Source organism: Microcystis sp. LE19-8.1F (genome assembly GCF_027531715.1).
In the GTDB taxonomy this organism is placed as follows: Bacteria; Cyanobacteriota; Cyanobacteriia; order Cyanobacteriales; family Microcystaceae; genus Microcystis; species Microcystis wesenbergii_A.
In genome coordinates, this window is record NZ_JAPZSO010000052.1 from 1 (window position 1) to 3,825 (window position 3,825).

The following is a 3,825-nucleotide window of genomic DNA, read 5'->3' on the forward strand; positions in this document are numbered from 1 at the left end:
CTAGCCCGATTGCATCGCCAAACACTCTGCTATTCTAAGTCTACAGAAATGTTAGGATACTCTATTCGTTTATTAATTCATTATCTGAAGTTTCAAGAAGTGCCTATTCCTTACTGATTCATAGCTTAATTCAGCAACGCCCGATCAGCGATCCCGTAGGGTGCTTTACTTGACGCATCTTTTTGCATTTAATGTTATACATCGTTATAAATTTTTCATATTAGACCTCCTGCAAAAGTCTTATTCAGCTACTTGATGATAGCCTAAATTAAGTTCATAGTTGTAAATGCCGGCAATTAAATTAAATCTTAGACCAAATCGCCGTCTCCGATTCCTATATCTTGAGGATAAAACTCTAAATATCTTCAGACTTCTGTGGATATGTTCGATAACAATTCTTTCTCTTGATAACTGGCGATTAAACTTTTTTTCTTCTAAACTTAATTTTTGCTTTTTCTTTTTTTTGTAAGGAATTCTACTATTTTCATGATGCTTTTGAAGTCCTTGATAGCCTTTATCTGCTAAACATTCAATACTTTTATCGATCCCAATTTGACTATTTTTCCAAAGGTTAAAGTCATGTATTCTCCCCTTTCCATGAGCGGTGCAGATTATCATTCCTGTTTTTTGATCGGCAAGAACTTGAGATTTTAATGTATGATAGCCTTGTTTGCCGCTATAGTAATTTCTCTGCTTTTTTTGAGGTTTTTCTATCTCATGCTCCAACCCATCTACTACCACTATCTCTAGGTCAATATTGGGCTGTTGAACTGTCTTTTTTCCTGGCAGATTAAACAATCCTGATTTCATGAGAATACCTTCTACTTTTTTAGTAATTCGTAGGGCGGTTGTCTCATTAATCTCCCAATTAATTGCAAGATGGAAATAAGTACTATATTCCCGCAAATACTCTAATGTCATCAAGATTTGGTCTTCTAGACTTAATTTACTTGGCCTTCCAGATTTTTTTTGAAGAACTTTTTCGGCGGCTAAAACTTTCACCATATCATTAAATGTTTCAGGATACACGACCCAAAAGCGTTTGAAGTCTTCTGGATTCAAATTTTTTACTTTTTCGTAAGTCATTATTTTTCTGAGTGTTTTACTTTATTTTACATAATAAGTTCCGATTTTTGCAGGAGGTCTATTATATGCGTTACGCTACGCTAACAAATTCCACATTGCGATCGCCCTCTTCTTGTTAATTAAACTTTAAAACCGCGCTCGCCTAAAATTGAGGTTTAATATAATCGTCCCAAGCTCTAAGTAGATAGACAGCATCTTCGTTTGAAATCCTTCCCAATTTAGCAAGCAGTAAGTTTTTTTCCAAGCAATCAAGACGGGATAAACGTACAGTAGAGGGAACCCTCAAACCACTATTGGCCCAATCTTTTAATAATATGTCTGTTTGTGTTCGGGGCATTGCTGAGGTTACTGCCGTTACAACCACGTCATCTCCATCAACCCAAAGAATCAACACAGGTCTTTGTTTTTGGCAACCCAGAAATCACCTCCTTTAATAGTCGTCATATAAACCTTCATCTTCTGGGGCATAACTGTTCAGAAAAGAAGAATGAAGGCGATCGCTAACTAAGGTTTTGGGCTGAATGGTGATCACCCACTTGCCTTTACCAATTCCTTGCACAATAGAACTGGGAAGATTGAGTTGCTCCCCTTCTTCAATTTCTACTTCAAAAGCTAATTTTAATAACTGATTTTTCATAAAACAAAAACACTTATAATATTGAAGATATTAGCACAGAGTGTAGAAGCATCAGTGATCGCCATCATCAAAAGTGAAAATGACTCGGCTTTGCAATAAAGCATAAGCTAACTGTTCCTCATTCAGAAGCCCCAATCAGTGCTTTCTCTGAAGACATTGTAACATCAATCCCTCGCATCCTTAAACCTTTGGCGATCACTAATGACTAACATGGTACACCCAAGAAATGTCAATTCCATCCCAACCTAAATACACCTGTAAAGAATGTTAAGTTTTTACCCCATCAAATCCTGACATTAATCCGTATTGTTTCAATTTTCGTTCAATCCTGATGTATTTCTGCTGATAACTGCTTCACTTTTCTAAAGGATTCAATTATCCCACTAATCGAAAAGCAGCATCAATCGGCAATTGTAACGGAAATGGTTGATTCCAGCGTTTCGAGAAAAATAAAATCTCCAAATTCTCAATCTCCCCAGAAGTCGGATTTAGACGAGCGACAATTTCATCCCCAATCTCCTCCGACTCTTGATCTGCATAGGGAGAACAGACATCTACATAAAGAATATCTCCCGTCGGGTCATAGCGAAAAGTTAGATTTTTTTCCATACCATTATTCCCCCTGTAATTTTTCGGGCTGTGTATATAGTCACGATCCAATGACGACTAAGATTAGATTGGGAAACCACCACCACAATTAAAAATCGTCCCGTCCGAATCGTTGAAAACCACTTAGAAAATAACAACGCCTTTTCATCGCGATCGCTAGAACGAATTAAATCTGGATCAGCTAAAGTCTGGGCTAATTGCTCCTCATAATCGGGTAATGTCCCTGGATGGCGATCAATAATATGCTGTTCTCGCTCATCGGTTAATTCAACCTCTACCTCTAAATAACTACAGAAAAAAGACCTTGCCAAATTTTCTTCATGTCTCCAAAACTGATCTTAAATTTAAAAACCAAAACTTAATCATCGGCGATCGCATCTGCCAATATCAGAGACATGAAACGTGAAAACAACTCAGCCTTGCGACAAAGCATAAACTAATTGCTCTTGATCAGAAGCCCCAATCAGTCCTTCCTCTGAAGACATTGTAACATCAATCCCTCGCATCCTTAAACCTTTGGCGATCGCATTAGAGACACTTTCATCAAGGTGAAACTTAAGCTTGTTGGCCATTATTTCCCTTTAAAAGTTTTTCGACCAAAGAAGGTTTATCCCCTTGTAACTGTTTGGCAAAATTTTCGCTGGATTCAATATCTTGACGAATTTGTTCTCGATGATCATGGTAATAAGCTAAAGCTGCATAGACATCAGCTAAAGTAATTGTTGGATAATTATAAACAATCTCATCAGGAGACATTGCCATTCTTTCATGCCAAATAACAATATCTTGTACCTTAATACGATGACCAGCAATACGAGGTTTACCGCCACAAACACCAGGCGTTACTTCAATATGCTGTTTAAGCACTAAAGATGACATAATAACTCATTTACTCTACTTCTAAAGATTATTATACATTACGCTAACATATCCTACCGTTACTTCTATAATTAGCTCCAAAGACCATCATAACCAACTAAAACCATGACTCAATACGTCCATCACTGAGTTCAAGATATATCATGGGTTCTTCTGCCCAGGCTCGAATAGCGGCAGGCTCAACGGTCATCATGGGATTAACGGTTGTGGAAATCACGATCAGCACTCCTTATTCTAATTACCGTTGGCATTCAGTGAAATTTGTCGTCATTGAGAGCTGCTAGTTCTTCATTTTAGCCGGAAATTGTGGCGGAGGAACTAGAAGATGGCATTTAGCGCGATCACCGATTTTCTAGAGTGCGTTACTTAACGCTCCTTTTTTCTGGTTTATTCTCCCAATCACAATTACAAAAACTTGGATAACGACAGTAACAACAATTTGCAACTATGGGTTTACATTTGAGTCGTGGAACGCTCAAGGGGTGACAGAAAGGTTAAAGAGCTTGCTTGATAAGGCTCATAGCCGTTAACCCTTTGGAGAAATAAGGGTTTTTCTGGGGTTTGAGGCGTATCAAAGAAAGGGCAAGTTCCGAAAAAATATCCATCGACTCAAC

At 37.9% G+C, this 3,825-nt stretch carries 6 protein-coding genes and 2 pseudogenes; 1 reads left to right on the plus strand and 7 read right to left on the minus strand.

The genetic code is table 11. The features are described from left to right. Positions 1-117: pseudogene (locus O9334_RS05925) on the plus strand (IS1 family transposase); the annotation flags it as partial. A gap of 123 nt (positions 118-240) precedes the next feature. Here O9334_RS05925 and O9334_RS05930 read toward each other — a convergent pair. The 7 genes and pseudogenes from O9334_RS05930 to O9334_RS05960 all read right to left on the minus strand — a co-directional run bounded on the left by O9334_RS05930 (position 241) and on the right by O9334_RS05960 (position 3,211). Beyond that, positions 241-1,086 (minus strand): IS5 family transposase, encoded by an 846-nt coding sequence (locus O9334_RS05930; RefSeq protein ID WP_287999663.1) that lies wholly within the window; start codon positions 1,084-1,086, stop codon positions 241-243. 142 nt (positions 1,087-1,228) lie between these two features. Continuing rightward, positions 1,229-1,480, minus strand: coding sequence for a PemK-like protein (locus O9334_RS05935; RefSeq protein ID WP_353737864.1), 252 nt, complete (start codon positions 1,478-1,480; stop codon positions 1,229-1,231). Between the two features lie 36 nt (positions 1,481-1,516). After that, a complete protein-coding gene (locus O9334_RS05940; protein WP_002760310.1) occupies positions 1,517-1,723 on the minus strand; it encodes a hypothetical protein in 207 nt (68 codons plus the stop codon). 375 nt (positions 1,724-2,098) lie between these two features. Further along, entirely contained in the window at positions 2,099-2,332 is a 234-nt protein-coding gene (locus O9334_RS05945; protein ID WP_041803605.1) for a DUF2283 domain-containing protein, read from the minus strand. Further along, the gene (locus O9334_RS05950) at positions 2,317-2,643 is read right to left on the minus strand and encodes a hypothetical protein (protein ID WP_190357178.1); all 327 of its coding nucleotides are present in this window, start codon (positions 2,641-2,643) and stop codon (positions 2,317-2,319) included. Before O9334_RS05950 ends, O9334_RS05945 begins: the two co-directional genes overlap by 16 nt. A 105-nt stretch (positions 2,644-2,748) precedes the next feature. Then, a pseudogene (locus O9334_RS05955) lies at positions 2,749-2,904 on the minus strand (DUF5615 family PIN-like protein); the annotation flags it as partial. Continuing rightward, positions 2,888-3,211 carry a DUF433 domain-containing protein gene (locus O9334_RS05960; protein WP_287999664.1) on the minus strand — a complete coding sequence of 108 codons (324 nt, stop codon included), beginning with the start codon at positions 3,209-3,211 and terminating at the stop codon, positions 2,888-2,890. The pseudogene O9334_RS05955 and the gene O9334_RS05960, both read right to left, overlap by 17 nt. Positions 3,212-3,825 lie beyond the last annotated feature (614 nt).